Raw genomic sequence first — 26180 nt, 5'->3', positions numbered from 1 at the left:
TGTGGAATCGGCTGATCCTCTAGACCGGGACGGGCGGCGTGGGAACTGCCTGCGTCGCCATAACCGCCCGGCGCTAGTAGGGCGGCTCCTGATGGACGAGCTTGCCGTCGATCAGCAGGCGCTTGATCGCCGCCTGCCCGGAGCTCGACACGGCGGCGACGATCTCCAGCCGCTTGCGCTCGGTCGTCTCGATGGCGCGGCCGGTGCCTTCAGGCACGAAATAGCTTTCGAGCCCATAGGTGACGCGGATAGCGCGGCGGCCGGCATTGCAGTCAGGATCGCCGTCGGCATTGGTGACGCAGGCGCCAGCCGAGGCGACCTTGCCCTCGATCACGGTCTCGCCGGCGCCGGCGGCCGGACGGGCGAGATAGACGCCCTTCGCCTCGGCCAACCCGTCGGGGCCGGGTGCGACGCGGACGAACACAGCCTGGTTGCGCTCGAAGCTCTTGTCGCCTTCGAGCTTGGAGAGATCGAGCGTGCTGATCTTGTAGCCGAGGATGACATAGTCGCCGCGGAAGAGGTCGCGCGGATCGACCGGCGCCGTCGCGAGCCTGACCTCGGTGCCCGAGCGCAGGATGCCGGCGCGCGACTCAACCATGGCGAGGATCAGCCCGCAGAGCAGGACGATGGCGGCGAGCCCGCGCCAGAGCGGCGAGACGCGGCCGAGAAAAGCGTCAGCGGACGGGAGGCGGATCACGGCGCGGCCTCCGTCGGCTTGCTGAATTTGGCGAGGAGCCGGCGCATCCCGCTGGCGATCGCGATGAGGGCCGCGCCGCCGACCAGGAAGAACAGCGACTGATCGAGCAAGGTGCCGATGGTCTGCCAGAGCAGGGTCACGATCGCGATGGCGAACAGCAGCGAGCCGGCGATGCTGAGCCGGCGCACGCCGCCGCCCGCACCGGCGACGACGATGCCGATCGCGACCATGAGGATCAGCGCCGCGACGACGATCTTGCCGGCCATGCTGACCGCGCCGCCGCTCCAGAACAGCACCGGTACCAGCAGCGACATGACGAGCGCCGCCGCCAGCGGCCAGGCGAAGCGGCGCTCGCGCGCCAGCAGGCCGAGGCCGACCACCGCCGGCAGTGCCAGCGCATAGGCGAAATAGTTCAGCGAGTGAGCCGTGCCGGCGCGTGCCTCACTGGGTTCGAGGATGCGGATCAGCTCGACATTGAGCGACAGGATCAGCCCAATCAGCCCCCAGGGCAGAAAGGCGGTGAGCAATCCGGGGCCCCCGCGGTCGAGCGCCAGCGCACCGAGCGCGACGAACAGCGCGGAAACCGCGAGACCATAGGCGAGCAGGCCATAGTCGAAGCGCAGGAAGGCCGGCTGGCCCGGCAGCGTCGCGAACCAGCCTAGCAGTGCCAGCGCCGCGACATGGTGGACGAGGCGGTTGTGCCGGGTCGCAGCCAGCCAAAGCGCCGGCAGGAAAGGCAGCCAGAACAGGAGATGGGCCCTGCCCTCGCCTTCGTCCCAGCGGCCGCCGGCCCAGCAGCCGATCCCGACGATCGCGATGATGAGCGCGCCGTTCGAGCGCAGCAGGAAGGCGACGATCAGCGCCCCCAGCGCGACAAGGAGCGCCCCGCCCGGCCAATCGGTCGGCAGATGATACATCTGGCCGACGAGCGCGACGCCGGCGGCAAAGATCAGCGTGCCGCAAGTCGCAGCGGCATCGGCGCCGCCGGTCGAGCCACGGCTCTGCAGCCGCGCCGAGACGCCGAGCGCACTGGCGAGGCCGAGCAGGATCATCACGAGCTTGGCAACCCTGGGAATCTCCTCCCAGTTCGCCGCGACGAAGGCGGAAACGCTGGAGGCGATCAGCAGGCCGCCGAACAGGCCGATCAGGGCCGGCAGCTTGAAGCCGCCGCCCTCCTGTGCCAGCGAGCGGCGGATGGTGGCGGCGCTCTCAGGGGCGATCAGCCCCTCGCCCACCCAGCGACCGAGATCGGCTTCAAGCCGTTTGCGATAGGAACCCGTCAGCATCGCGGCCTATTTGGCACGAGCTGACGAGTTTTGGCGAGGGTGGTCGCAGAGGCGCCAACGCTTCCCCCTCCCCCCGCTTGCGATGGGGAGGGCTGGGGTGGGGGGCAGCGCCGCTCAGCGCTTCGCTGGAAGAAGTCCCGAACCCGGCTTTCCAGCCCCCCATCCCTAACCCTTCCCCATCGCAAGCGGGGGGAAGGGAATCCGTCGGGCCGCGTCAGGCCGCCTTGACCTTGCGCTTCCGGGCCAGATCGGGCGGCGTCGCCTCCTCGACCAGCGCCGCGACCACGGCGTCAAGGCTCATTACCGTCTGGGCCTGGCTGCCGAGGCGGCGGACGGTCACGGTCTTCTCCTCGGCCTCGCGCTTGCCGACGGCGAGGATGACCGGGACCTTGGCCAGCGAGTGCTCGCGGACCTTGTAGCTGATCTTCTCGTTGCGCAGGTCGGCGCGGGCGCGCAGCCCGGCCGAGAGCAGCGCCATGGTGACCTCCTCGCCATAGGCATCCGCCTCCGAGGTGATCGGCGCGACGACGATCTGCTCGGGCGCCAGCCAGAGCGGGAAATGCCCGGCATGGTGCTCGATCAGGATGCCGACGAAGCGCTCCAGCGAGCCGCAGATGGCGCGATGGACCATGACCGGCTGCTTCTTCTCGCCGTCCGAGCCGATATAGAAGGCCCCGAAGCGCTCCGGCAGGTTGAAGTCGACCTGCGTCGTGCCGCACTGCCAGTCGCGGCCGATGGCGTCGCGCAGCACATACTCGAACTTCGGCCCGTAGAAGGCGCCTTCGCCCGGATTGATCTCGGTCTTGATCCGGTTGCCGGACTGCTTCGCGATCTGCTCCAGCACATTGGTCATGACGTCTTCGGCATGGTCCCAGACCGCGTCGGAGCCGACGCGCTTCTCCGGCCGCGTCGAGAGCTTGATCACGAGCTCCTCGGTGAAGCCGAAGTCCTCGTAGACCGAGAGGATCAGGTCGTTGATCTTCATGCACTCGGCGGCGAGCTGCTCCTCGGTGCAGAAGATGTGCGCGTCGTCCTGCGTGAAGCCGCGCACGCGCATCAGCCCGTGCAGCGCGCCCGACGGCTCGTAGCGGTGGACATTGCCGAACTCGGCCAGCCGGATCGGCAGGTCGCGGTAGCTCTTCAGGCCGTGCTTGAAGATCTGGACATGGCCCGGGCAGTTCATCGGCTTCAGCGCGAAGACCTTCTGGTCGCGCGTCGGATCGTTCGGGTTCTCGAAGGCCGAGGCCGATTTCACCGCGAACATGTTGTCCTGGTACCAGCCCCAATGGCCCGAGGTCTCCCAGAGCGACTTGTCGAGCACCTGCGGGGCGTTGACCTCCTCATAGTCGGCGGCGAGCCGCCGGCGCATATAGGTCAGCACCTCCTGGAACAGCCGCCAGCCCTTGGAGTGCCAGAAGACGACGCCCGGCCCCTCCTCCTGGAAGTGGAACAGGTCCATCTCGCGGCCGATCCGGCGATGGTCGCGCTTCTCGGCCTCCTCGAGCTGCTTGAGATGGGCGTCGAGCTCCTCCTGCCGGGCGAAGGCGGTGCCGTAGATGCGCGTCAGCATCGGGTTCTTGCTGTCGCCACGCCAATAGGCGCCGGCCACCTTCATCAGCTTGAAGGCGTTGCCGACCTTGCCGACCGAGGTCATGTGCGGGCCGCGGCAGAGGTCGATCCAGTCGCCCTGCGCATACATCTTCAGCGTCTGATCTTCCGGAATCGCGTCGACCAGCTCGACCTTGAAGGCCTCGCCCTTGTCCCTGAAGAACGCCTTGGCCTTGTCGCGGCTCCAGACCTCCTTGGTAAAGGGTTTGTCGCGCGCGACGATCTCGCGCATTTTCTTCTCTATCGGCGCGAAATCTTCCGGCGAGAACGGCTCGTTGCGGAAGAAATCGTAGAAGAAGCCGTTCTCGATGACCGGGCCGATCGTCACCTGCGTGCCGGGGTAGAGCTCCTGGACTGCTTCGGCGAGAACGTGAGCGCAGTCGTGCCGGATCAATTCCAGCGCGCGCGGATCCTCGCGGTTGAGGAACTCGATCTTCGCATCGGCGGTGATCGGGTCGGCGAGGTCGACAACCACGCCGTCGAGCGCCATCGCGACCGTGCGCTTCAGGAGAGAGGGCGAAATGCCGCCGGCAAGCTCCTTGCCGGTGATGCCGGAGGGGAATTCGCGCTGCGCGCCATCGGGAAATGTCAGGGAGATCGTCATCGATCGGCTCCTGCTCACTCGGGGATACAAGCCCCGTAAGCCAAGGCCGGCTGCATGGATGAGCGGGGCGGCGTGGCCTGCAGCCGGTTCGGCACGCGCGCCGGCCCCGCCTATACGAGCCAAGCGACACAGGCAATCGTGGAGTGGAACCGTGCAGCGCGACTCAGTGTTCGCTCGGAGGCTCCAGTTCGACCGGCGGCGCGTTGACCCCGCGCCAGCGGCCATAGGCCCAGGGCTTGTACCAGGCTCCCTCCGGCGGCAGCTCCTCGCAGACGATGTCGATCCCCGAGGTGCCGAGCGGCGTGCAGCGGCAGATGCGCGCGAAGCCGACCCAGCCGCCGGCCCAGAGGCCGTGCCGCTGGATCGCCTCGTCGGTATATTCCGAGCAGGACGGCCAGTGCCGACATTGCCGGCCGATCAGCAGGGACAGGCTGAGCTGATAGCCGCGGATCAGCAGATGCGCACCCCGGCGCGGCAGGCGCATAAATGCCCGTCGCCATGAAAGGCTTTTTTCAGCATGTTTAGGCAAGTATGACTCGGCTGAACCCTGCCGACTCCCTCCAGCCGAACTTCCATCGCCCCTCTTCGATCCCGCCTTCCCAGATCCTGGTCATGATGCGCGCACGCTTCCTTGCCTTCGCCACCGCCCTCTGCGGGCCGCTGCTCGCGCTCGCCCTGGCTACGCCCGCAGCGGCACAGCAGCGAGCCTATCTGATCTGGCTCGACGCCGCCAAAATCGACGTCACCAAGGTGATGGGCCTGCCCCCGGCACAGAACTCGCCGGAGCATCGCGCCGAGTTCGAGAAGGTGCTCGCCCTCTCCTCGGCCCGCACGCCGGAGCGCGAGAAGCAGGCGATCGCCGACCAGTACCAGACGTTCAATGCCTTCCTGAAAGGCATGGACCACAACTATATCGACGGCACCCATCGCGAAACGCGGCTGCTGATGCGCGAGGCGCAGGTCGAGCTCGCCATCCTGCTGAAGAGCGTCAACCGCCTGACCAGCCGCATCCGGCCGTTCCAGATGTGGAACAAGGTCAGGGTCAAGCCCTGCCCCGGCGGACGGCCGGAAGGAACCTCCTTCCCCTCGGCACATGCCGCGACCGCGGCGCTCTATGCCACGCTGCTCTCGGACGCCGTCCCCGAACTCGCCGACAAGTTCGAGGAGCGGGTGAAAAGCTATGACGAAAGCCGTCTCATCTGCGGCTTCCACTACCCCACCGACCTGGAAGCCGGCGACAAGATCGGCCGCGTCGTCGCCAAGGCACTGCTGGCCGAGAAGGCCTTCAAGGTCCGCTATGACGAGACGAAACCGGAAATCCGCCAGGCGTTCGGGCTGAAATAACCTTCAGCCCGCCACAGTCTCGCGCCGCTTCGCTTCGATCTGGCCGATCGCGTCGACCACCGCGTCGAAGGTCAGCATGGTCGAGGCGTGGCGCGCCTTGAAATCGCGCACGGGCACGAGCACCGAGAGATCCGCCCATTTGCCGCCCGGCGGCTCCGCCCCCTCCTTCAGGATCGCGCGGGCCTGCTCGCGGACCTCGCGCAATTCGGCGGCAGTCGAGCCGACGACATGGCGCGCCATGATCGAGGACGAGGCCTGGCCGAGCGCGCAGGCGCGGACATCGTGGCCGAAGCCGGAGACGACATCCTCGTCCATGGTCAGGTCGATCGTGACCGTCGAGCCGCAGAGGCGCGAATGGGCCGTCGCCGTCGCATCGGGCACCGGCAGGCGCTCGAGCAGCGGGATGTTTCCTGCCAATTCCAGGATTCGCTTGTTGTAGACGTCGTTCAGCATGGGTTGCCCCGGCCGGGTCTGGAGTTGCCGGCTTTCGCAACCAATATAGAGTGCCGATGCGCTCTTAGGGAGAGCGTGTCACATCGCTGGACGAGCGGGCGAACTTGTCTGACCTGCCGGTCGCAAGACCGGCGCAAACCGAAACGGGAGGCTCCACATGGATAATGTGGTTAAGTCCTTGTCCGTAGAGCGGGCTCGCAGCCCCTCCGCAGACAAGTTCATCATCACCCAGCCGACGCAGGTCGAGGCCGAGGAGGCCGTGCGCACGCTGATCCGCTGGGCCGGCGACGATCCGTCGCGGGAAGGACTGCTCGATACGCCGCAGCGCGTCGCCAAGGCCTATCGCGAGTTCTACAAGGGCTATCGCGAGGACGCGGGCGACATGCTCGAACGGGTCTTCGAGGAGGTCGACGGCTACAAGGACATGGTCCTCGTGCGCGACATCCCGTTCTATTCGCATTGCGAGCACCACATGGTGCCCTTCGTCGGCAAGGTCCATATCGGCTATTACCCGAACGGTGGCGTGGTCGGCCTGTCGAAGCTGGCCCGCGTCGTCGAGGTCTATGCACGCCGCCTGCAGACGCAGGAGACGATGACGGCGCAGATCGCCCAAGCGATCGAGCGGACGCTCAAACCGGGCGGCGTCGCCGTTCTCGTCGAGGCCGAGCACATGTGCATGTCGATGCGCGGCGTGCAGAAGCAGGGCTCATCGACGATGACGACGCAGTACACCGGCCGCTTCCGTGATCCCGCCGAGCAGGTGCGCTTCTTCACCATGGTGAAGTCGCCGGGGTTGTGAAACGACAGCACCCGTCATCCACATGTCATGCTCGGGCTTGACCCGAGCATCTCGGAAACCAGTGTCTTCTGGTCCTGAGATTCCCGGGCCGGCGCTTCACGCCGCCCGAGAATGACGGCTCACGTTACCTGCCGTATATGCGAGACCTCACCGTCAGGATTTCGACATGACCGCCTTCCCCACCCTTTCAGCCAAAGCCGAGATCGAAGAGGGTACGGTCCTTGCCCCCAAGTTCGATCGCGACGGCCTCGTCACCTGCGTCACCACCGACGCTGTGACCGGCGAGGTGCTGATGGTCGCGCATATGAACGCCGAATCGCTGCGCCTGAGCATCGAGACGGGCGAAGCCTGGTACTGGTCGCGCTCGCGCCAGGCGCTCTGGCACAAGGGCGAGACCTCCGGGCAGTTGCAGAGCGTTGTCGAGATGCGGATCGACTGCGACCAGGACGCGATCTGGATCAAGGTCAATGTCGGCGGCGATGGCGGCTGCTGCCACACCGGCCGCCATAGCTGCTTCTATCGGGTTAAGCCGGTCGGCACCGCTGCGGACGGACCACTGGAGCCCGTTCCGACCAGCTTGCATGGCAAGCTGGTCGGAACGGGCTCCAAATCCTAAGTGAGAGACGGATTCACCGATCAGGTTGATTCAACCTGATCGGATCCGGCTCTAACCCTTCTGACCCGCCGCGGCCTGCTTCGTTGGCAATCCTTTCACCAAGCTTTCATGTTTCCTTCAAAAGCGACTGATAGCCGCCTAGGGTCCCGGCGCCGTTCATCTTTCGCTCATCGGCTGGCGTGATCCTGAAGTCCTCCCGCGGAGGGATCGCGCCGATGAGACTGGAGAACATCGCCAGACGGGCCTTTGGATTTGGCGGCGGCGGAGCTGCGATGAACCATCTCGTTTCAGAACCTGCTCCGCGCCTCAGCCGGCCGCGGATCGGCCTCGCCCTTGGCGGCGGCGCCGCGCGCGGCTGGGCGCATATCGGCGTCCTCGATGTCCTGACCGAGGCGGGCTACGCGCCCGAAGTGATCGCCGGCACCTCGATCGGTGCGGTGGTCGGCGGCTGCTACGCCGCCGGCAAGATGGAGCCGCTGCGTGAGTTCGCGCTCGGCCTGACCAAGCGCCGCGTCGTCGGGCTGATGGATTTCCATCTCGGCGGCGCCGGGTTGATCTCGGGCGGCCGACTGAAGCGCCTGCTCGAACGCGACCTCGCCGGCCTGCAGATCAGCGATCTCAGGCAGACTTACGCCGCCGTCGCGACCGAACTCGGCAGCGGCCATGAGATCTGGCTGACCCGCGGCTCGCTAGTCGACGCGCTGCGCGCGTCCTACGCGTTGCCCGGCGTGTTCGACCCGGTGAAGCTCGGCGGCCGCTGGCTGATGGACGGGGCGCTGGTCAACCCGGTGCCGGTCACGGTGGCGCGGGCGCTGGGCGCCGACGTCGTGCTCTGCGTCAACCTGAATAGCGACATGACCGGCCGCGGCACGGTAATCCAGTCCTACGGCGCCGACCCGGACCCGGACCCGGAGCCCGAGCAGCGCCAGGCGACCGGCTGGTTCGGCGGCATGCGCGAGCGCATGCGCGGGATCGTCGGCAAGGCCAATCACGAGCAGCAGCCGGGCCTCGCCGGCGTGATGATCGACGCCTTCAACATCACCCAGGACCGAATCTCGCGCTCGCGTCTCGCCGGCGATCCACCGGATGTGATGATCGGCCCCAAGCTCGGCCGCGTCGGCCTGTTCGACTTCCACCGCGCCGACGAAGCGATCGCGCTCGGCCGGCAAGCGACGGAACGCGCGCTGGATGAGATCGCCGCGATCGTCGCGGCCAATCACCTGCCGCTGAACTAGCGGCAGGCCGCGGCTCGGCGCCTCACGCCATCGCGATATAGTCGCGCATCGCCCGGCTCTCGGCCTCGATCTCGGCGACCCGATGCTTGACCACGTCGCCGATCGAGACGATGCCGGCGACCCGGCCGTTATCGACCACCGGCACATGCCGGAAGCGGCCCGAGGTCATGATCTCCATCAGATCGTCGATGCTGGTGTCCGGCCGGCAGGTCACGACCTTGGCGGTCATGGCGCGCGACACCGGCGTCTCCAGCGCCGCGGCGCCATCCGTGCCCAAGGCCTTGATGATGTCGCGCTCCGACAGGATGCCGAGCAGACTGCCATCGGCGCCGGTCACGACCACCGCGCCGATCCGCTTCTCCGCCAAGGTCCGCGCCGCTTCGCCGAGCGTCCGGTGGGGCTGCACCGAGATCACCTCTGCGCCCTTGTTGCCGAGAATATGAACGACGTTCATCGACTTCTCCTCCAACGGTAGCGGCACCGTTGACCGGCGCTCGTTTGATGGGTTCGACGTAAGCAGCGCCAGAACGCGGATCGTTGCGTCCGCGATACGACGCTAGCTTGGACTCATTCGACTGTGAGCGAAGTCTGAGGCGACGGCAAGGCGCTCGCATCGAAAGCCTGCGCGCTGCGGTTGCGGCTAGAGCCGGATTCACCGATCAGCTTGCGATGTCAGCTGATCGGTGCGTGCTCTAGAGCCGGATGATTTCAGATGGAATTGCAAAGCGATGCCATCTGAAATCTGAATCCGTCTCTCATCAAAGAGTTAGAGCAGGATCTATGCGAAAAACCGGTTCCCACTTTTTCGCATCCTGCTCTAGCGGCGGACCGGCCCGCGATCGAGCAGCGGGAACAGCAGAAGGCCGGCGAGGAAGCCGCCGATATGCGCCTCCCAGGCGATGCTGGTCTCCTCGCCGAGGATCGGCACCAGCCCGGCACCGAACAGGATGTTGGTGACGAACCAGATCACCACGAACAGCAGCGCCCGCGAATTGCGCCAGAGACCGCCGAGCCGCTCGGCCGGAATCGCACGGACCACCTCGTCATGGCCGAGCCCGCCGAAATGCACGCCCGGCGAGAAGACGAAGCGGATCGCCGCAGCCGTCGCGCCCGAGACACCGGCCGAAGCGCCGACCAGCGGCAAGACGTCGAGCTCGCGCGACCACCAGTGCAACAGGGCGCCGGCGACCGTGGACACCGCCATCAGCAGCAGGAAGCGCCCGGCCCCGAGCCGGCGTGCGACTGGGCTGCCGAAGGCGGCCAGCCAGACGACGTTCGAGACCAGATGCAGCCAGGAACCATGCAGCAGCCCATAGCTGAGCAGGGTCCAGAGCTGGCCGCCGCCATCGGCCAGCAGCAGGCGGACCAATTGCAGGCGCTGGACGAAATCGGGCGTGCCGGAGGTGCCGAGCGAGCGGGCGATCTCCTCCAGGCGCTCCGGCGCGAACCAGAGCGTCAGGCGCGCCGGCACGAAAGACAGCCAGGAGACGAGCAGGAAATCGTCGCGCTCGCTAAGCAGCTCGCGCGCGCCCTGGATCAGCGCCAGGGCCGCGATCAGCCAGACGACGACGCCGGGCAGGTTGAAGACCGGCTCGCGCACTGGCGGGCCATATGGATCGTCTGGGTTCGCCGACATCCCGCCCTCACTGGCGCATGGGCCTGCGGCAGGCAACAGAAAAGGGGAGAGCGAGCGCTCTCCCCTCTCCTCCCCGGCCGGTCACGCCCCCGCGCCCCCGCCTTTTCCAGTGAGCCCGGACGCTTGGTGCGGGCTCGAATTCGACAGGGGATTTATGCGGCATTTTAGGGATCTTCCACAAGCTTAACCGTTGCTTAACCTTAACGACCCCTGCCGCCTCCCCCTGTCCGGATCGCGTGGCAAGACGGCATGCGGGCTGCGTCGTCCCGATTCGCAAGGGCCCGACAGTCCCCACCTCGAACGAAAGCGATCCGATTTGACACGCATTCGCACGATCAGGGACAGCGCAGACCGGACTGGACACGACATGAAGAATCCGAGCACTCGCCTGGTTTTCGACTACTGGGACACGTTGCGCGGCGAACGGAGCGCCCCCGAACGGGGCGAGATCGAGCCGGGCGCGTTGCGCCATGCGCTGGCAGACACCTTCGTGCTGGAGAACGAGCCGATCGGGCCGGTCTTCCGCCTGGCCGGGACGCGGCTTTGCGCCCTGTTCGGGCGCGAATTGCGCGGACGTGCCTTCGCGGCACTCTGGCCCGATGTCGAGGCACAGGGCGACATGCGCCGCCTGGTCCAGACCGTGATGGACGAGACGGCGGGCGCCGTCGCCGGGCTTTCGGCCCAGACGCAGAACGGCGCGAGCGTCCATCTCGAGCTGCTGCTGCTGCCACTGCGCTATCGCGGACGGACCCATGCCCGCATCCTCGGCGCGTTCTCGCCGGCGCTGTCGCCGGAATGGCTCGGCCTCGACACGCTCGAATCGATGCGGATGATCTCGCTCAGGATGATCTGGCCCGATGCGCGCACGCAGCGCCCGACCGAAGCTGCTGCCCAGGACAAGAGGCCGAAGCTGATGCTCCTACCCGGTGGACGTGTGTGAGAACGCTCTAACGTGCTCTTAACCCGCGAGCCGGTAGCATCACTCTGGTAGAAACAGAGTTTGCAATGCTCACGGCGCCCCACAATCCAAAGACGGGCTCGGTCCCGGTCGAGCGCCGGCGCCATCAGCGCATGAAAGTCGTCCTGCTTGGACGCTACATGCTGCCCAACCGCATGGAATATCCCTGCCAGACCACCGACATCTCGCCGGGCGGGCTGCACATGGTCGCGCCGGCCAAGCCGATGATCGGCGACCGCGTCATCGTTTACCTGGAGCATCTGGGACGAATCGAGGGCACGGCGGTACGCACCACCCCCGCCGGATTCGCGATGACTATCACCGCGACAAGCCGCAAACGCGAGAAATTCACCGCACAGCTGACCTGGCTCGCCAATCGCGACGAACTCGGCCTGCCCGAGGATCGGCGCCATGAGCGCATCATCCCGCGCAACCCGCGCTGCATCATCGCCCAGGAAGACGGCAGCGAGTATGCGGTCCGACTGATCGACATCTCGCTCTCGGGCGCAGCCTTCGCCAGCGATCACCAATTCGAGATGGGCACGGCGGTCCGGCTCGGCAGTACCGCGGCGATGATCGTGCGCCGCTTCGACGGCGGCTACGCCGCGCAGTTCCGCATGCCGCTCTCGGCCGACGTGCTCGACGAGAATCTCGAGCTCTGAGCGCGGACCAGCGCGCTTCTTCTTCCCGTTGAAAGCCCGTTCCGGATGAGCTGCATGCGGCGGCCATGCGAGCAACCGGGTCGGCTCATCACATGCAGCCTTTTGACAAAGCTCTCCGGCTGATTTCAGCGCGGGGCTGAAAACCCGTGCGGGCCTCCGGAAGACCCGCGACGGATACAGCGCGCGCAGAACCCCTCTCTCGGATGGGAGAGGGGCAGGGGTGAGAGACCGCCGCTGATTGGTAGAGCGCAACGGAGCCGTTGATCTTTCAACGGATGGGGCAGGCCCTCACCCCTGCCTTTCTCCCACACGGGAGAAGGGTTTCCCGCGCTCCTCATCCACGTTCAAGGCCGACCACTCGGCTGAGTGAGGCCGCATCCCATGGTTAAGAGACTGGATGGTTAAGGACATCCATGGTTAAGGACTTCTAGCACGAGCGCTGAAAATTCTTACCCTCGGCTTTATACGTTATTTTCTGTAAGTACTTTGATCTTCAATAGGCTCGATTTCAGTAAAATTGCGCGCTTTCATTTCAAGCGATCTCTACAGCCCAAGAGCATGGTCGTTCCCGGGACAGGAAAGGGGACGACATGTTTTCGGGTTTTCGGGGATTTCGCGGCCTGGCCGCTGCTACCATCATCACCCTCGCCGGCGTGACCGGCGCTAAGGCGCAGCAGACCAGCAGCGTGCCGGTCGCCAGCGCGCCGATCGTCGCCGGTGGCGAGGCCCGAGCGCCTTACGCCTGGGTCGACTTCTGCAAGCGCAGCCCAAGCGAATGCGCCGTCGACACCCGCGAGGCCGAGCAGATCGAGCTGACGGCCAAGACCTGGAAGCTGATCGTCGCCGCCAATCTCAAGGCCAATCGCGAGATCGAGGCCGTCACCGACCAGGACCATTGGGGCGTGGTCGACCGCTGGGACATCCCAACCGATGGCAAGGGCGACTGCGAGGACTATGTCCTGCTGAAGCGCCAGCGCCTCGCCGAGGCCGGCTTGCCGCGCCGTGCCATGCGCGTCACCGTCGTGATCGACGAGGAGAATGCCGGCCATGCCGTACTGATGATCCGCACCGACCGCGGCGATTTCATCCTCGACAACAAGCGCAACGCGATCCTGCCGTGGAGCCAGACCGGCTACACCTACGTCAAGCGCGAATCCCAGGCCCGTACCGGCTGGGCCTCGCTCGGCGGCCTCTCGACCTCGACGGTGGCTTCGCTGCGCTGAACCAGACAACGCGTCGGGCGGGGACGAAACCCGACGCGAATACCAGACCGGCGAAGTCTAGACGGGCTTCGCCACCAGACGACGAGTCCGGTCACGTCCCCACCCACCCGTCCCCGACCGGGCATCGTCCAGGGCCGGCTCCTTCCCCGGGAGCCGGCCCGCTTCTTTTTTTTAGTAGTGGAACCGCGGCGCAGAACGGGCGGTCAATCGATCCGCTTCATGCCCTTGGCGAACTGCTTCCAGCGCTCGGAATAGCCTGCGGCGGAGGCACGCAGGCCCGCGGCGGCGGCCTCGTCGAGCGTCCGGATCGCGCGCGCCGGCGAGCCGACGATCAGCGAGTTGTCCGGGAATTCCTTGCCCTCGGTCACCAGAGCATTGGCGCCGACCAGGCAGTTCCGGCCGATCTTCACATGGTTGAGTACGGTCGCGCCCATGCCGATCAGGCTGTTCTCGCCGATGATGCAGCCATGCAGAATGGCGCGGTGGCCGATGGTGCAGCCGGCGCCGATCCGAAGCGGCGCGCCCATGTCGGTATGGAGCACGCAGCCTTCCTGAATGTTCGTGGCCTCGCCGATCTCGATCCACTCATTGTCGCCGCGCAGCACGGCGCCGAACCAGATCCCGACATCCTTCGCCAGCCGGACGCGGCCGATCACATGGGCGTCGGGCGCAAGCCACCATTCCCCCTGCGGCGGCGTCTCGGGCGCGGTCCCGTCGAGCGAATAGAGCGGCATGGCGTATCCTCCGAAGTTTCACCTGGAGGATTGCAGGGCCGGCGCCCTGCCCGTCAAGCGGCGCCGAGCATCATCAGCATGTCGAGCACAACCCGGCCGCTGATCAGGCTCCAGAGCGAGGCGATCATGCTCGCCGCCATCACGAAGAAGAAGGGCCGTCCCTCGATCTTCCGTCCGCGCACGGTGTTGCGCAGGATCAGGAAGGGCGCGCTGAACACCACCACCGGCACGCTCGCCACGGCACCGACGCCGCCGCCCTGCAGTAATTCGAAGCCGGCGCGCTTGTGCGTGAACAATTCGAAGGCGCTCGCCAGCAGGCCGGCAAAAGCAAAGCCGAGGACCAGCGATTTCAAGGCTTCGATGGCGGAGGGTTCGAGCGTCACGGGCGCGGCTTCCAACGGATGCTGCCGAACCATGGCGCAAGGACGATCACTGCGAAAGCGAAGCTTTAACCTTTGGTTAACCACACCGGCGCCGACATGGTTTACGGGGTGTTAAGGCGGCTCTGTTTCAGTTCCTTGACAGGGCCGCGCGTCGGCCCCGGGGACGAATCCGATGAGCCTCTACGCGCCCGACCAGACCCAGCCGCTCGCCAGCGCCACCGATGTCGCGGCGCTGATCCGCAACCATCTCAAGCGCCGCCCCGCCCCGGCCCAGCCGCGCGGCGACCGGGCTCTGCTGCGGCTTGCGGCCGCGATCGTCGTGCTCGGGCTGGCAGGCACCGGGCTTGCCCTGTTCGCCACCCGCCCCAATCCCGACGCCGGCACCGACCTGCAGGCGTCGCGGGTCGGCGAGGTCGTGCTGGCGATCCCGGAGAACCTGACCGGCGCCGATGGCGAGGATGGACGCCTGGTCGGCATGGCGCGCCTGCGACTGGACTGGCCGAGCCTCGGGCCGGTGATGCCCGACACCAGGCACCGCCTGCTGGTGACATTGAGTCCACCGGACAAGGTCAACGAGCCGGCAACGCAGCTCTCGACCTATGCCCGCTTCCTGACGCCGACGGTCTGGTCCAATCCGGGCGGGCTGGTGGTGCGCGGCTTCCGCAAGGGCTCGCCCTATGAGGGCGACGAGCTCTATGTCTCGGTGCCGGATGCGCGCGGCTTTGCGGCGCGCTGCCCGGTCGAGACCGCCCAGAGCGGCCTCGATGAACCTTGCCGCGTGACCTTCCGCCATCGCGGCGTCGATGTGAACATCCGCTTCCCGCGCGCCATCGTCGCCGACTGGCAGATCATGCTCGGTGGCGTCCGCCGCACGATCGACGGGCTGATGCGCTGAGCGCCTGAGCCCTCAGTCCTCGAGATCGACGTCGAGGATCGCCATGGTGAAGTTGAACGAGCGGTCGCCGTCCTCGTCGTCGACATGGATGATGCCGATGAACTCGTCGGCGAGGTAGACCTCGGCCGAATCGGTCTTCTTCAGCCGCGCGCGCACGCTGATGTTGTGGTTGGCGAAGGTGCGGCGGAGATAGGCTTCGAGCTTGGCGAGTTCGGTCTTGTCCACGATGACGATCCTTATGTGTGGCGCGGACGGATGCCACGCGTGAGCCGCGAGGGCAAGGACGAAGGCGTTTCCGCCAACAATGCATGGCTCCTGCGCTTCGCGGCGCTGACGCGGCATCGTCGCCTGTGCCAAGCTTCGCCTCCCCCTGATCGAGGATGGATTCCCCGATGAAGCCCTGGTTGCCCGCCGCGCTCGACTATGTCGCAAGCTGGCTCGAATTCCAGCGCCGCCTCCATGACCAGCCCGGCTGCGCGGTCGCTGTCGCCGACGGTAGCGAGATCGTCCTGGAAGCCGCCTTCGGTAGCGCCGACCTCTCGACCGGCGAGGCGCTGACGCCGCGCCATGGCTTCCGCATCGCCTCGCATTCGAAGAGCTTCACCGCCGCCGGTATCTTGCGCCTCGTCGAACAAGGGCGCCTGCGCCTCGACGACAGGGCCGGTGCCTATGTCGAGGGCCTGCACCCCGAAGTCGCGGCGGTGACGCTCACCCAACTTCTCTCCAACAGCGCCGGCCTCCTGCGCGACGGCGTCGATTGCGGCCAGTTCTTCGACCGCAAGCCCTATCTGCGCAAGGACGAGCTGCTTGCCGACCTCGCCCGGCCGCCGGTCTTTCCGGGCTCGCAGCGCCTCAAATACTCCAATCACGGCTTCGGCCTGCTCGGCCTCGTCATCGAGGCGGTGACCGGCGAACCTTACGCCGGCTGGATCGCCCGCGAGATCGTCACGCCTGCCGGGCTGAAGGAAACCAGGCCCGATATCACCCTCTGGAACGGGCCCATGGCGAAGGGCCATAGCGGCACGCAGCCGCTCGGCCGGCGCGTGGTGATCCCGGCCGACAATCCCGGCAACGCCATGGTCTCGGCCGCCGGCTTCGTCGCGACCGCGGCCGATATCGCCCGCTACATTGCCCAGCTTTCCCCCAAGGCCGAGCGCAGCGTGCTGTCAGGGCTCAGCCGCCGCGAGATGACGCGCCGGCTCTGGCCCGACGCCGAGAGCAGCCTCGGCCGGCATTATGGGCTCGGTACCATCTCGGGCGGTGGCGATGGCTGGGACTGGGTCGGCCATTCCGGCGGCTTCCAGGGCTTCATCACCCGCACCGCCACCGTGCCGGAACAGGGCCTCACCGTCTCGGTGCTGACCAATGCCATCGACGGCCTCGCCCATCCCTGGCTCGACGGCGTGATCCAGATCTTCCGGACCTTCGCCGAATATGGCGCGCCGACGCCGGCGACCAAGCGCTGGCGCAAGCGCCTCTGGACGATCTGGGGCGCCGGCGACCTCGTCCCGGTCGACGGCAAGGTGCTGATGGCCAATCCGGCGCTGTTCAATCCCTTTTTCGACGCCGGCGAGATCATACCGGAGGGCGAAGACCAGGGCCGCATCGTCAAGGCCTCGGCCTTCGCCAGCCCGGGCGAGCCGGCTCGCCTCGTCCGCAATGCAACGGGCGAGATCGAAGAAGCCTGGCTCGGCGCCGCGCAGGTGATCACTGAGGATGCGCTGAAGGCTGAGATGCTGGGGCGCTATGGCGGCTGAAGAGCCACAGCTCCCCTTCTCCCCTTGCGGGAGAAGGTGGCCCGAAGGGCCGGATGAGGGGTCGCGCAGGTCTACCCGTCATGCTCGCCCTTGTGGCGAGCATCCACGTCTTGAACACCGCGCGCGATCGGCAAAGTAAAGACGTGGATGGTCGGGACAAGCCCGACCATGACGATGAGGCGTCGGGAGACCCCTCACCCTAGCCCTCTCCCGCAAGGGGAGAGGGAATCGGCCCCGCCCTTCATCCGCGTATGCGCCTCACCTCACATAATGCAGCCGTCCAAACCGCCGGCGGAAGGCCGTCACGTCGCGGGCGATCACCTCGTCGGGACGCGCGCTCGACAACCCGTCGGCGATATAGCCGGCGAGCTCGGGCATGTGCTCGGGCTTCATGCCGAAGCGGACGATCTCGGGCGTGCCGAGCCTGAGGCCATTGACGTCGCCTTCCACCTCCGCGATCGGCAGGCCGATGCCGCAGCTCAGGATATTGACGGCGCGCAGCCGCTTCGCCGCCGCCTGGCCGCCGCCATAGGGCGCCGCCTCGATCGCGAACTGATGCGAGGTCGTCGTGCCGCGATCGCGGGCGAAGACCGGCACCTGCCGCTCGGCCAGCGCTTCGGCCAGCGCTTTCGCCGTCGCCGCCATCATCGCCGCGTAGTCGCGGCCGAACTCCTGCCAGTCCATCATGGTGATCGCCAGTGCCGCCGATTTCGCCGCATCGAAATTGGCGGTGAGGCCGGGATAAGCGATGGCATCGAGCTTTTCGGCGAGGCCGGCATCGTTGGTGACGATCAGGCCGGAGGGCGGGCCGCCCAGGCTCTTATAGGTGCTCATCGTCATGACATGAGCGCCCTCTTCCAGCGGCTGCTGCCAGCCATGGCCAGCGATCATGCCGGAGAGATGGGCCGCGTCGAACAGCACGATCGCGCCGACCTCGTCGGCGATGGCGCGGATCTCGCGGATCGGATGCGGGAACAAATTGAGGCTGCCGCCGATGCTGATGACCTTGGGCCGAAGCCGCCGCGCATCCTCGCGCAGCTTCTCGACATCGATCGTGTAGCCGTCGGCATCGATCGGCGCCGGATGGGTGACGACGCCATAGAGCCCGGCAGCGCCGGCACCATGATGGGTGACATGGCCGCCGATCGCGGGGGGCGGTGCGATCACGACATCGCCGGGCCGGGCCGCCGCCATGAAGACGTAGAGATTGGCGATCGCGCCGGAGGGCACGCGGATCTCGGCATAGGACGCGCCGAAGACCTGCGCTGCAAGCTCGGCCGCCATCACCTCGATCTCCTCGATCGCCTCGAGGCCCATCTCGTATTTATCGCCGGGATAGCCGAGCGAGGGGCGCGTGCCGAGCCCCTGCCCCAGCACCGCCTCGGCGCGCGGGTTCATGACGTTCGTTGCCGGGTTAAGATTGACGCAGTCGCGCTCATGGATGGTGCGGTTCTCGGTGACGAGGTTGGCGAGCCTCTCCTCGCGCGCCGCGCGGTCCTGGCCGGCGATCTCGCCGGCGATCCGGAGCACATAATCTTCGCTCGCCACCGGCACCCAACCGCGCCGCGCCAGTTTCACCGTCATCGCCATCCCCGTAGAGTGTTGTTTCGTGCGGCCATTGCAGCGATTTGCCGGCGCGGATGCAAACCAGTTATCGTCGCCGAGAGGCCTAGAAAATCTAGGCCTAGAACCTCGTGCCGCCCATGCCCGTCAGACCGCCCCGCCCGCCTTTGCCACCGCTCAATGCGCTGCGCGCCTTCGAGGCTGCGGCTCGGCTCGGCAGCTTTTCAAGGGCGGCAGAGGAGATCGGGGTGACGCAAGGTGCCATCGCCCAGCAGGTGCGCCATCTCGAAGCCTTCCTCGGCCTGACTCTGTTCCGGCGATTGCCCCAGGGCGTCGCGCTGACGGAGGCCGCGCAGGAAGCCCGGCCACGGCTCAGCGCCGCCTTCGATGCGCTCGCGCTGACGGTGCAGGAACTCAAGGCGAGCCATGCCAGCCGGGCGCTCGCCATCGCCGCCCTGCCCTGCCTCGCCCAGCTCTGGCTGTCGCCGCGGCTGCCGGCGCTGCAGCAGGCCTTTCCCGGGTTGGCGATCTCGATCAGTGCGATGGAAGATCCGCCGACGGGTCGGCACGACAGTTTCGACCTGGCGCTGTTCTACCTCGCCAAACCGCCGATCAATGCTCTCACGCTTGGCGAGGACAGCCTGTTCCCGGTCTGCGCCCCAGCCCTCGCCCACAAGCTGCGGACGCCGGCCGACCTCGCCGGCCAGACCCTGCTGCACGACGCCGTCTGGCGCGGCGACTGGGCGCGCTGGCTCCGCCATGCCGGCGCCAGCGGGATCGATGCCGGCCGCGGCCCATCCTATTCGCTCTATGCACTGGCGCTCGATGCCGCACTTGGCGGGGCCGGAATCCTCATCGGCCGCAGGAGCCTCGTCGCGCCTTATCTCGCCGAAGGGCGGCTGGTTGCCCCCTTCGCCGATGAGCTTCCGAGCGGCGATCTGCTGACCACGCTGTTCCCGCCAGCCGGCAAGCCGCATCCGCGGCGAGCCGAGGTCGTCGCCTGGCTGGAAGCCAATACCCGACCAGACCCGTTGGAGACCCGGTGCACGCCATGGCTGAAGGATGATGCAGCGGGAGCGGGCAAGTCGGTAGGGATCGCTTCCGCGATCTGCTAGCTTGCCGAACAGGCGATCCTCCCGTGAAGCACACACGGCGGTGCCGACGGCCAGTATCGCAATTGACGGCATTTGCTCCGGACGACTGCCATGAAAGCTGTCGGACGCTGTCTGATCGCGGGCGCTGCCGCGCTCGTGTCATCCTTGCCTCTTGAAGTCCGGGCGCGCGACGAGACGATCGAGCGCCTGCGCCTCGGCTCGGGCTTCGAAATCGTCATCGGTGAGAGGCAACCCGATCCGGGAGGACGGCTGCTGGAAGCCCTTGCGATCTGGGTCGGCGCGAAGCTGGGGCAGCCGGTCCCCACCTCATTGCCGAGGCTCGTCTTCAAACGAGCTGACCAAGTCGCCGTGCTGCGGTTCAAGCAATATGCGTCAGAAATCGTAACGCAACGCGCTCAGCCAACCATCATCTCGATATACGATTCACGCGAGAACATCATCTATCTGAGAGACACTTGGAGCGGCGCGACGGCAGCAGATCTGTCCGTCCTGGTTCACGAACTGGTTCACCATTTTCAGGAAGCGCACCAGACAAAATTCGAATGCGACGCAGCGCGCGAGGCCGCAGCTTTCGAACTGCAGGAGAAGTGGTTGAGACTATTCGGAGAATCGCTCGAAGAGGATTTCCAGATCGATCCGTTCACGCTCCTGGTCAGGACATCCTGCGCGATGTGAGATCGACGTTGAAGGGATCATCCCCTGCCGAAGCTCGATGAGGTCGAGGCCTCGGCGGCAACCTGTCAAAACGAAAAGGGGCGGCATTTCTGCCGCCCCCCGAACGAATGTTCTGTCTGGCGCCGATCAGCGCTTCGAGAACTGGAAGCTGCGGCGGGCCTTGGCCTTGCCGAACTTCTTGCGCTCGACCACGCGCGAGTCGCGGGTCAGGAAGCCTTCCTTCTTGAGCGGACCGCGCAGCTCCGGCTCGTAGAAGGTCAGAGCCTTGGAGATGCCGTGGCGGACCGCGCCGGCCTGGCCGGAGAGGCCGCCGCCCTTGACCGTGACGATAACGTCGTACTGGGTCATGCGATCGACCAGCATCAGCGGCTGCTGCAGGATCAGGCGCAGCACCGGACGGGCGAAGTAGACTTCCTGATCACGGGTGTTGACCGTGATCTTGCCGGAACCCGGCTTGATCCAGACGCGGGCGATGGCGTTCTTGCGCTTGCCGGTGGCATAGGCGCGGCCCTGCGCATCGACCTTCTTGACATGGACGGGAGCCTCGGGCTGGACGCCCTTGGCGACCTGACCGAGCTGCTCGAGAGACTGGAGAACCTCGGCCATCGTCAGACCCTCGCGTTCTTGCGGTTGAGCGCCGCGACGTCGAGCGCCTCGGGCGACTGGGCGGCATGCGGATGCTCAGAGCCCTTATAGACGCGCAGATTGCCGAGGATCTGGCGGAAGAGCGGGCCGCGCGGCAGCATGCGCTCGACAGCCTTCTCGACGATGCGCTCCGGGAAGCGACCTTCGAGAATGAACTTGGCGGAGCGCTCCTTGATGCCGCCGGCATAGCCGGTGTGATGGTAGTAGATCTTCTGGTCGCGCTTGCGACCGGTCAGCACCACCTTGTCGGCGTTGATGACGATGATGTTGTCGCCGCAGTCGACATGCGGGGTGTAGGCGGCCTTGTGCTTGCCGCGCAGACGCATCGCCACCAGGGAGGCGAGACGGCCGACGACGAGCCCGGAGGCGTCGATCACAACCCACTTCTTCTCGACATCGGCGGGCTTGAGCGAGATGGTCTTCATCGCGGCACCCTTCGGCTGCTTGAAAAAAGGACAAGCCGCCGGCAGGCCGGCGGCGGTGTGGGGGCTGGATAGGCGGCCACACCGGCGATGTCAAGCAAAGAAAATACCCGACCTTGGCGGAAAACGCATTGTTTTCAGAGCAATGCAAGAAACGGTATCTAGATACCGCCATCGAGTGAAAGCTTGCGCAACCCGTTCCGGCGCGCGAGCATGACTTCCCACAACCCGGAGGAACGCCATGCCAGCTCCAGCAACCCGTCATCTTGCCGGCGCCGCGTTGTTCGCGCTTCCGCTCGCCTTCGCGCAGCCGGCCCCCGCCGAAGTCCATGTGCTCAGTTCCGGCGGCTTCACCGCTGCCTACAAGGACCTCGTCGCCGGCTGCGAGGTGAAGCTCGGCGAAAAGGTCGTCAGCGCCTATGGCGCCTCGATGGGAGCCGCCCCCGACGCGATCCCGAATCGGCTGGCGCGCGGCGAGCCGGCCGATGTAGTGATCCTAGCGGCCGACGCCTTCGAGAAGCTGGTCGAGGACGGCAAGGGCGCGGCCGGAACCCGCGTCGACCTCGCCCGCTCGGCGATCGGGCTCTCGGTCAAGGCCGGGGCGCCCAAGCCGGATATCTCGACGGTCGAGGCGCTGAAGAAGACGCTGATGGAAGCGAAGTCGATCGCCTATTCGGCAAGCGCCAGCGGCACCTATCTGTCCGAAGAGCTCTTTCCGAAACTCGACCCCAGCGGCCAGGTCATGGCCAAGGCGAAGAAAATCTTCTCCGAACGCGTCGGCACGATCGTCGCGCGCGGCGAGGCCGAACTCGGCTTCCAGCAGGTCAGCGAATTGCTGCCGATCGAAGGCCTCGATTTCGTCGGCATGCTGCCGGAAGAAGTCCAGCGCGTGACGGTCTTTTCGGCCGGCCTCGCCGCCGGCGCCAAGCAGCCTGAGGCGGCAAAGAAGCTGATCGCCTGCCTGGGCTCGGCGGAAGCGGCACCGGCGATCCGCAAGACCGGGCTCGACCCGCTTCCGGCAAAATAGCCAGGCTACCGCTCGGCCGGGATCGAATAGGTCCCGGTCGCGTGGCAGACCATCTCGCCCTCACCTTGCGAATAGAGACAGACTTCGCCGACGGCGAGGCGCTTGCCGAGCTTGAGAAGCTTTGCTTCGCCGATCAGCGCCGACTGCCCCGGCTTGCGCAGGAAGTTGTAGTTGAGGCTCGTGGTCACCGCGAGCGCGACCGGGCCGATCTGGGCGAGGATCGCGACATAGAGCGCGAGATCGGCCAGCGCCATCATGGTCGGGCCGGAGATGGTGCCGCCCGGCCGCAGGTGCTTCTCATGGTAGTCGCAGCGCATGCGCGCGCTGAGCGGCCCGACCTCCTCGACGAAATAGGTGCGCCCGCCATAGTGGAGCTGCGGGAAGACCTGATCGAGATAGGCCTCGATCTCGGCGGCGCTCATGCGGGTCGTCATCGTGCGGAAAACCTAGAGGCTGTCAGTGACCATGGATAGGATTTGGGCGTCGGCGATTTTGTCCGAGTGCCAGGAGCTTGGTGCGGCCAAGCCTTCCGGCTTGGCCGTAACGAGCGACGCCGCAATCTGGCAAAAGCGCCACGCCGCTGCGCGGTGAGGTGAAACCGGCCGACTGCGGCGTCGCATCGCTTGCCGATACCAGCGGTATCGGCTGCGCAACGCTCCTGGCATTCGGACGGTTTGACCTCACCCAAACCCTGTCCATGGTCACTGACAGCCTCTGAGTCTGATCGGACGTTGATCCCCTTGCAGCACGGCCCCCGTCTTCCGACAATAGGACAAACCGCGAAAGGCTGATCGCCATGAACGCCCACGCCAAGGCGCAGATCCTGCTGCGCGAGGATGCCGACGGCATCGCGACGCTGACCCTGAACCGGCCCAAAGCGCGCAATCCGCTGAGCGAGGCGATGCTGGCGGCGCTGTCGGAGACACTCGCTGCGATCGCGAACGACCACAGCATCCGCGCCGTGGTGCTGGCCGCTGCCGGCCCGGTCTTCTCGGCTGGGCACGACCTCAAGGAGATGAGCGCGCGCCGGGCCGATCCCGATCGCGGCCGCGCCTATTTCGCCGACGTCCTCGGACGTTGCTCAGGCGTGATGCAGCAGATCACCGCCCTGCCCCAGCCGGTGATCGCTGCGGTCGAAGGCACGGCGACCGCCGCCGGCTGCCAGCTCGTAGCATCTTGCGACCTTGCCGTTGCCGGCGAAGCTGCGCGCTTCTGCACGCCGGGCGTCCATATCGGCCTGTTCTGCTCGACGCCGATGGTCGCGCTCTCTCGCAATCTCTCGGCCAAGCACGCGATGGAGATGCTGCTGCTCGGCGAGATGGTGCCGGCGCAGGAAGCTGCCCGCATGGGCCTGGTCAACCGCGTCGTGCCTGCCGGAGACGCGCTCACGGAAGCCAGACGGCTCGCCGCGATCATCGCCTCGAAATCGGCGGCGACGGTCAAGGTCGGCAAGCGCGCCTTCTATGAGCAGCGCGAGATGGGGCTGAAGGCAGCCTATGACCACGCCTCGGCGGTGATGGTCGAGAACATGCTGGCGCGCGACGCGGAAGAAGGCATCGGCGCCTTCATGGAGAAGCGCCAGCCGGACTGGCGTCACAGCTGAACTGGCGGACCCGTCGCAGGACGAGTCCGCTGGATGGACGCCTATGCGCCTATTTCCGCCCGGTCAGATGCCGAAAAGAAGGATCGGCTCATGTCTTGCCGGTGCCGGCTCGGCTTCGGCTGGAGCGGCCCGCTGCGCCTGCTCGTCCGCCGGCAATTGCAGCACGGTCGCGGTTTGGCCCACCGAGAGGTTGGTCAGCAATTCGATCCGCCCGTTCGGCAGTTCGATCGCGTCGTGATGGGCATAGGGCTTGTCGAGATCGATCTGGCGGAAGCGCGCCAGCGTCTCCCCGAGCCGGCGATGCGGCAGGAAGCCGATCGCCCTGTCGCATTCAATCTCGGCCGAGAACACCAGTTCCGTGCCGGGCATGACGCAGACCGCGACGTTCGGCTCGCTAACCGCGCAGAACCCGCGGGTGCTCGACCCGGGGAAGCCGGTGGTCTTGAGGACGTCGCCGACCTTGGCAGGAGTCGACATAACATGGTGCAGACTGTAGTCGCACATGGCAGGCCCTCCTTACTGATGAAGAGCGGGATTTGCCCCTCACTCCTGAAGATGGGGAACCAGCTTGCCAACGCCATGTTCCGGACATCTGCGCGGCTTTGCCGCTGATTCAGGGAAAGCTGGTAATTCGTTCAATTCGCTTGGATTTTGACTCCGTGAATCACGACGCTTACGACGATGCGCTCATTCGCCGCATCCTGCGCGAGGTGAAGACCATCGCGCTGGTCGGCGCCTCCGCCAACGAGGCGCGGCCGAGCTGGATCGTCACCAAATACCTGCTCGATCGCGACTATGACGTGATCCCGGTCAATCCCGGCCTCGCCGGGCAGACGCTGCTGGGCAAGACGGTCTACGGCTCGCTGAAGGACATCCCCCGGCCGGTCGACATGGTCGAGATCTTCCGCAACTCGGAGGCGGCCGGACCGATCACCGACGAGGCCCTCGGCCTCGACCCGCTGCCCAAGGTGATCTGGATGCAGCTCTCGGTGCGCAATGACGAGGCCGCGGCCAAGGCCGAGGCCAAGGGCCTCACCGTGATCATGAATCGCTGCCCGAAGATCGAATATGGCCGGCTCTCCGGCGAGATCGGCTGGCAGGGCATCAATTCACGCATCCTCTCGGCGAAGAAGCCGGTGCTCGCCGGCAAGGGCTTCCAGAAACTGACGATCAATCGGCCGGGCACGTAACCTCTTCCCCGCTGGCGGGCGATCGCTAATCTCGCCGCTCCCGCTCACGCCGGAGAAGGCCGATGCCCCCTCTCGATCGCCGCACCGTCCTTCTCGCGGGGCTCGCCGGCGCGCTCGCCACCGGCAGCGCCCGCGCCGCCTTTCCGGAACGGCCGATCCAGCTCGTCGTGCCCTTCGCGCCGGCTGGTGGCACCGACATTGCGGCGCGCCGGCTCGGCGAGACCCTGGCGCGACAGCTCGGCCAGTCGGTGATCATCGACAACCGGCCGGGCGCCAACGGCATCGTCGCCGGGCAGGCGGTGGTGAAGGCGCCGGCCGATGGTCATATGCTCCTCGTCGCCACCGCAGCGAGCTTCGCCGCCGCCCCGGCGCTCGGACAGAAGCTGCCCTATGACGTCGCCTATGATTTCGCCCCGGTCGGCATGCTCGGCCTGTTCCCGCTGGTGCTGAACGCCTCGCCGACCCTGCCTGTCAGTTCACTTGGCGAGTTCCTCGCCTATGCGAAGCAGCGGCCGGGCCAGCTCAATTTCGCCTCGGCCGGGGTCGGCGGCACCAACCACCTCGTCTTCGAGATGATCATGCAGGCAGCCGGCCTCAAGCTGGCGCATGTGCCCTATCGTGGCGCCGGGCTCGCCGCGGCCGACCTGATGTCGGGCCAGGTCCAGGTGATGATCGACAGCCTCGCCGCCAGCCTCGGCAATATCCAGGGCGGCAAGCTGAAGGCGCTCGCGGTCACCACCGATGCGCGCCAGCCGCAACTGCCCGAGCTGCCGACGCTCAGGGAACAGGGCGTCGACCTGATCTATCCCGGCTGGGCCTCGATCGTCGCGCCGGCCGGCATCGCGCCGGACACGCTGCACATCCTCAACACCGCGATCAACGCGGCGATGGCCGACGCCGAGCTCACCGCACGCTATCGCGAGCTGGTGATCGAGCCCGTCGCCTGGAGCCCGCAGGAGACCGGCGCCTTCATGGCCCGCGACCGCGCGATCCTGACCGAGCTGGTGGCGAAGACCGGGATCAGGCTGACCGAATAGGCGGAGGAAAGGG

The 26180-nt window shown here is 66.6% G+C and carries 30 protein-coding genes; 15 read left to right on the top strand and 15 right to left on the bottom strand.

Annotation, left to right across the window (positions count from 1 at the left end; genetic code table 11):
* Positions 1-73: 73 nt before the first annotated feature.
* The 4 genes from AC1DS0_RS22600 to yidD form a co-directional block, all read right to left on the bottom strand.
* Complete coding sequence (locus tag AC1DS0_RS22600; RefSeq protein WP_476816500.1) at positions 74-697, bottom strand: GDYXXLXY domain-containing protein; 624 nt, start codon at positions 695-697, stop codon at positions 74-76.
* Positions 694-1983 (bottom strand): DUF2157 domain-containing protein, encoded by a 1290-nt coding sequence (locus tag AC1DS0_RS22595; RefSeq protein ID WP_476816499.1) that lies wholly within the window; start codon positions 1981-1983, stop codon positions 694-696. Before AC1DS0_RS22595 ends, AC1DS0_RS22600 begins: the two co-directional genes overlap by 4 nt.
* Before the next feature lie 214 nt (positions 1984-2197).
* The gene (gene thrS, locus AC1DS0_RS22590) at positions 2198-4195 is read right to left on the bottom strand and encodes a threonine--tRNA ligase (RefSeq protein ID WP_476816498.1); all 1998 of its coding nucleotides are present in this window, start codon (positions 4193-4195) and stop codon (positions 2198-2200) included.
* Positions 4196-4358: 163 nt separating this feature from the next.
* Positions 4359-4679, bottom strand: a complete 321-nt coding sequence (gene yidD / locus AC1DS0_RS22585) for a membrane protein insertion efficiency factor YidD (protein ID WP_476816497.1) — start codon at positions 4677-4679, stop codon at positions 4359-4361.
* Between the two features lie 128 nt (positions 4680-4807).
* Between yidD and AC1DS0_RS22580 the strand changes: the two genes are divergently transcribed.
* Positions 4808-5539 carry a phosphatase PAP2 family protein gene (locus AC1DS0_RS22580; RefSeq protein WP_476816496.1) on the top strand — a complete coding sequence of 244 codons (732 nt, stop codon included), beginning with the start codon at positions 4808-4810 and terminating at the stop codon, positions 5537-5539.
* Positions 5540-5542: 3 nt separating this feature from the next.
* Here the strand turns inward: AC1DS0_RS22580 and AC1DS0_RS22575 are convergent, their stop codons facing one another.
* Positions 5543-5992, bottom strand: a complete 450-nt coding sequence (locus AC1DS0_RS22575) for an iron-sulfur cluster assembly scaffold protein (protein ID WP_476816495.1) — start codon at positions 5990-5992, stop codon at positions 5543-5545.
* A 157-nt stretch (positions 5993-6149) separates the two neighbouring features.
* Between AC1DS0_RS22575 and folE the strand changes: the two genes are divergently transcribed.
* The 3 genes from folE to AC1DS0_RS22560 all read left to right on the top strand — a co-directional run bounded on the left by folE (position 6150) and on the right by AC1DS0_RS22560 (position 8642).
* Positions 6150-6791 (top strand): GTP cyclohydrolase I FolE, encoded by a 642-nt coding sequence (gene folE, locus AC1DS0_RS22570; RefSeq protein ID WP_152014261.1) that lies wholly within the window; start codon positions 6150-6152, stop codon positions 6789-6791.
* A gap of 166 nt (positions 6792-6957) precedes the next feature.
* Positions 6958-7407 (top strand): phosphoribosyl-AMP cyclohydrolase, encoded by a 450-nt coding sequence (gene hisI / locus AC1DS0_RS22565; RefSeq protein WP_476816494.1) that lies wholly within the window; start codon positions 6958-6960, stop codon positions 7405-7407.
* A 272-nt stretch (positions 7408-7679) separates the two neighbouring features.
* Complete coding sequence (locus AC1DS0_RS22560; protein ID WP_476816493.1) at positions 7680-8642, top strand: patatin-like phospholipase family protein; 963 nt, start codon at positions 7680-7682, stop codon at positions 8640-8642.
* Positions 8643-8664: 22 nt separating this feature from the next.
* On the opposite strand, the gene AC1DS0_RS22555 is transcribed toward AC1DS0_RS22560, so the two are convergent.
* Together AC1DS0_RS22555 and AC1DS0_RS22550 are read right to left on the bottom strand one after the other, a co-directional pair.
* Entirely contained in the window at positions 8665-9096 is a 432-nt protein-coding gene (locus AC1DS0_RS22555; protein ID WP_476816492.1) for a CBS domain-containing protein, read from the bottom strand.
* A 363-nt stretch (positions 9097-9459) separates the two neighbouring features.
* Positions 9460-10278 (bottom strand): rhomboid family intramembrane serine protease, encoded by an 819-nt coding sequence (locus tag AC1DS0_RS22550; RefSeq protein WP_476816491.1) that lies wholly within the window; start codon positions 10276-10278, stop codon positions 9460-9462.
* Positions 10279-10645: 367 nt separating this feature from the next.
* Between AC1DS0_RS22550 and AC1DS0_RS22545 the strand changes: the two genes are divergently transcribed.
* From AC1DS0_RS22545 to AC1DS0_RS22535, 3 genes are all read left to right on the top strand, one after another.
* Entirely contained in the window at positions 10646-11218 is a 573-nt protein-coding gene (locus AC1DS0_RS22545) for a PAS domain-containing protein (protein ID WP_476816490.1), read from the top strand.
* Between the two features lie 65 nt (positions 11219-11283).
* Positions 11284-11898: a PilZ domain-containing protein gene (locus AC1DS0_RS22540; RefSeq protein WP_476816489.1), complete on the top strand. Its 615-nt coding sequence runs from the start codon at positions 11284-11286 to the stop codon at positions 11896-11898.
* Positions 11899-12488: 590 nt separating this feature from the next.
* Positions 12489-13121: a transglutaminase-like cysteine peptidase gene (locus AC1DS0_RS22535; protein WP_476816488.1), complete on the top strand. Its 633-nt coding sequence runs from the start codon at positions 12489-12491 to the stop codon at positions 13119-13121.
* Positions 13122-13324: 203 nt separating this feature from the next.
* Here AC1DS0_RS22535 and AC1DS0_RS22530 read toward each other — a convergent pair whose 3' ends face one another.
* Together AC1DS0_RS22530 and AC1DS0_RS22525 are read right to left on the bottom strand one after the other, a co-directional pair.
* On the bottom strand, positions 13325-13855 hold the full coding sequence (locus AC1DS0_RS22530) for a gamma carbonic anhydrase family protein (protein ID WP_476816487.1): 531 nt from the start codon (positions 13853-13855) through the stop codon (positions 13325-13327).
* Between the two features lie 53 nt (positions 13856-13908).
* A complete protein-coding gene (locus AC1DS0_RS22525) occupies positions 13909-14238 on the bottom strand; it encodes a DUF6949 family protein (RefSeq protein WP_476816486.1) in 330 nt (109 codons plus the stop codon).
* 172 nt (positions 14239-14410) lie between these two features.
* On the opposite strand from AC1DS0_RS22525, the gene AC1DS0_RS22520 reads away from it, so the two are divergent.
* Complete coding sequence (locus AC1DS0_RS22520) at positions 14411-15133, top strand: hypothetical protein (RefSeq protein WP_476816485.1); 723 nt, start codon at positions 14411-14413, stop codon at positions 15131-15133.
* A gap of 12 nt (positions 15134-15145) precedes the next feature.
* On the opposite strand, the gene AC1DS0_RS22515 is transcribed toward AC1DS0_RS22520, so the two are convergent.
* Complete coding sequence (locus tag AC1DS0_RS22515; protein WP_057192263.1) at positions 15146-15358, bottom strand: DUF3126 family protein; 213 nt, start codon at positions 15356-15358, stop codon at positions 15146-15148.
* A 167-nt stretch (positions 15359-15525) separates the two neighbouring features.
* Here AC1DS0_RS22515 and AC1DS0_RS22510 point away from each other — a divergent pair, with 167 nt between their 5' ends.
* Positions 15526-16890, top strand: a complete 1365-nt coding sequence (locus tag AC1DS0_RS22510; RefSeq protein WP_476816484.1) for a serine hydrolase domain-containing protein — start codon at positions 15526-15528, stop codon at positions 16888-16890.
* 258 nt (positions 16891-17148) lie between these two features.
* On the opposite strand, the gene AC1DS0_RS22505 is transcribed toward AC1DS0_RS22510, so the two are convergent.
* Positions 17149-18474, bottom strand: coding sequence for an aminotransferase class I/II-fold pyridoxal phosphate-dependent enzyme (locus AC1DS0_RS22505; protein WP_476816483.1), 1326 nt, complete (start codon positions 18472-18474; stop codon positions 17149-17151).
* A 119-nt stretch (positions 18475-18593) separates the two neighbouring features.
* Here AC1DS0_RS22505 and AC1DS0_RS22500 point away from each other — a divergent pair, with 119 nt between their 5' ends.
* Together AC1DS0_RS22500 and AC1DS0_RS22495 are read left to right on the top strand one after the other, a co-directional pair.
* Positions 18594-19568 carry a LysR substrate-binding domain-containing protein gene (locus AC1DS0_RS22500; protein ID WP_476816482.1) on the top strand — a complete coding sequence of 325 codons (975 nt, stop codon included), beginning with the start codon at positions 18594-18596 and terminating at the stop codon, positions 19566-19568.
* 90 nt (positions 19569-19658) lie between these two features.
* Entirely contained in the window at positions 19659-20243 is a 585-nt protein-coding gene (locus AC1DS0_RS22495; protein ID WP_476816481.1) for a DUF6647 family protein, read from the top strand.
* Between the two features lie 126 nt (positions 20244-20369).
* On the opposite strand, the gene rpsI is transcribed toward AC1DS0_RS22495, so the two are convergent.
* Both rpsI and rplM read right to left on the bottom strand, forming a co-directional pair.
* Positions 20370-20849: a 30S ribosomal protein S9 gene (rpsI, locus tag AC1DS0_RS22490; protein ID WP_091829985.1), complete on the bottom strand. Its 480-nt coding sequence runs from the start codon at positions 20847-20849 to the stop codon at positions 20370-20372.
* A gap of 2 nt (positions 20850-20851) precedes the next feature.
* The gene (gene rplM / locus AC1DS0_RS22485; RefSeq protein WP_091829987.1) at positions 20852-21313 is read right to left on the bottom strand and encodes a 50S ribosomal protein L13; all 462 of its coding nucleotides are present in this window, start codon (positions 21311-21313) and stop codon (positions 20852-20854) included.
* Between the two features lie 238 nt (positions 21314-21551).
* Here rplM and AC1DS0_RS22480 point away from each other — a divergent pair, with 238 nt between their 5' ends.
* Complete coding sequence (locus AC1DS0_RS22480; protein WP_476816480.1) at positions 21552-22337, top strand: substrate-binding domain-containing protein; 786 nt, start codon at positions 21552-21554, stop codon at positions 22335-22337.
* A 5-nt stretch (positions 22338-22342) separates the two neighbouring features.
* Here the strand turns inward: AC1DS0_RS22480 and AC1DS0_RS22475 are convergent, their stop codons facing one another.
* Complete coding sequence (locus tag AC1DS0_RS22475; protein WP_476816479.1) at positions 22343-22759, bottom strand: PaaI family thioesterase; 417 nt, start codon at positions 22757-22759, stop codon at positions 22343-22345.
* 374 nt (positions 22760-23133) lie between these two features.
* Here AC1DS0_RS22475 and AC1DS0_RS22470 point away from each other — a divergent pair, with 374 nt between their 5' ends.
* Positions 23134-23940 carry an enoyl-CoA hydratase gene (locus AC1DS0_RS22470; RefSeq protein WP_476816478.1) on the top strand — a complete coding sequence of 269 codons (807 nt, stop codon included), beginning with the start codon at positions 23134-23136 and terminating at the stop codon, positions 23938-23940.
* 63 nt (positions 23941-24003) lie between these two features.
* On the opposite strand, the gene AC1DS0_RS22465 is transcribed toward AC1DS0_RS22470, so the two are convergent.
* On the bottom strand, positions 24004-24444 hold the full coding sequence (locus tag AC1DS0_RS22465; protein WP_152014246.1) for a hypothetical protein: 441 nt from the start codon (positions 24442-24444) through the stop codon (positions 24004-24006).
* Positions 24445-24599: 155 nt separating this feature from the next.
* Here AC1DS0_RS22465 and AC1DS0_RS22460 point away from each other — a divergent pair, with 155 nt between their 5' ends.
* Both AC1DS0_RS22460 and AC1DS0_RS22455 read left to right on the top strand, forming a co-directional pair.
* A complete protein-coding gene (locus tag AC1DS0_RS22460; protein WP_476816477.1) occupies positions 24600-25130 on the top strand; it encodes a CoA-binding protein in 531 nt (176 codons plus the stop codon).
* A gap of 62 nt (positions 25131-25192) precedes the next feature.
* The gene (locus tag AC1DS0_RS22455; protein WP_476816476.1) at positions 25193-26167 is read left to right on the top strand and encodes a Bug family tripartite tricarboxylate transporter substrate binding protein; all 975 of its coding nucleotides are present in this window, start codon (positions 25193-25195) and stop codon (positions 26165-26167) included.
* Positions 26168-26180 lie beyond the last annotated feature (13 nt).

It is taken from the genome of Allobosea sp. P4_H5, from assembly GCF_056400825.1.
This window is presented reverse-complemented; position numbering and strand designations above follow the sequence as displayed.